At 64.5% G+C, this 1,187-nt stretch carries 1 protein-coding gene; it reads right to left on the reverse strand.

What is annotated here, in order from left to right:
• Nucleotides 1–308 precede the first annotated feature (308 nt).
• Nucleotides 309–1,133, reverse strand: coding sequence for a metallophosphoesterase family protein (locus VFZ66_25365; protein HEX6292541.1), 825 nt, complete (start codon nucleotides 1,131–1,133; stop codon nucleotides 309–311).
• Nucleotides 1,134–1,187: the final 54 nt, after the last annotated feature.

A 1,187-nucleotide genomic window follows, 5' to 3' on the forward strand; every position in this document is an offset into this window, starting at 1 on the left:
CAACGAATAGAGAAGTTTCGGCTCACGACCGTCACACGAGTGGAACCAAAGAAGAGGCGGGACTCTTGAGCAGCTTTCGAAGCACCCATTCAGTCGGCTTGCCGTCGCTCTCGGCCCTGCCGACATAGAAGACCACATCGAACCTGATCTTGGGGCACCTGTCCTCTGGAGTCGACCTCTGAATGGCAGGCGCTTAGCTGAGACGAGCCGCAGGCGCCCAGCCAGGGCAACGAGATCATTTGCCGATGCTGCGGGTCATCGCAGGCATGGCCGGCGCATCGCCCGCCCCGGCTCCGTCCGTGACGAGGTCATCGCTCGCTGCCGAAGCCACGAGCGTAGGCGTGTCCGCCCGTGGTCAGGAAACGGAAAACGCCCTCCTCGAGCACCAGGCAGGTCAGGCAACCGGTCCAGCAGGCGCCCGTGTCGATCCCGATTCGATTGGCCCGGACGATCGGCTCCGATTCGACGGTGTGACCGTGGACCACGACGCGTCCCAGATCGCGCCTGGACCTCAGAAACGGCTCGCGGATCCACAGTAGATCGTCGGCCGTCTGCTGATCCAGCGGAACAGCTGGATCGACGCCGGCGTGCACGAACAGATAGTCCCCGCTTTCGAAGCTCAGCTCGAGGCTCTGCAGAAAGTCCACGTGGCTGCGCGGGATCCGTTGGCGCAGTTGGGCTTGCAGCTGCTCGTAGAAGCGGAGATCGTCCTGTGGCATGCCGAACTGCACGCCATAGCTGTGAATCGTGGCGTCCCCGCCGTAGCGCAACCAGATCGACCCGATCGCGGGATCGACCAGAAAACTGAGCAGCCAGGCATCGTGATTGCCGAGCAGATGCACGGCCTGGAACTCCTCCAGAGGATCGTTGATCAGGAGATCGACGACGCGGCGGCTCTCCAGGCCACGGTCGACGTAGTCCCCGAGGTACACGACCAGCTTACCGGTGCCCGGCGTGAGCGCCGCCGCATCCTCGGCGATCAGGCGATGCATCTCCTCGAGCAGATCGGCGCGACCGTGGATGTCGCCCACCGCATACACGCAGACGCCGGGCGGCACGCGCGCCGGCTGGCCTGCCACCGTCGGCGCGGCCGTCAGGTCGTCCGGCGTGCGACGAAACAGGCTGCGCAACAAGGTACTAACCCATCATCGTGAGGCGATTTCAGCTGCTGCGCCGATCCCGGCTCT

The sequence above is a fragment of the Herpetosiphonaceae bacterium genome (assembly GCA_036374795.1).
Lineage (GTDB): Bacteria > Chloroflexota > Chloroflexia > Chloroflexales > Kallotenuaceae > LB3-1.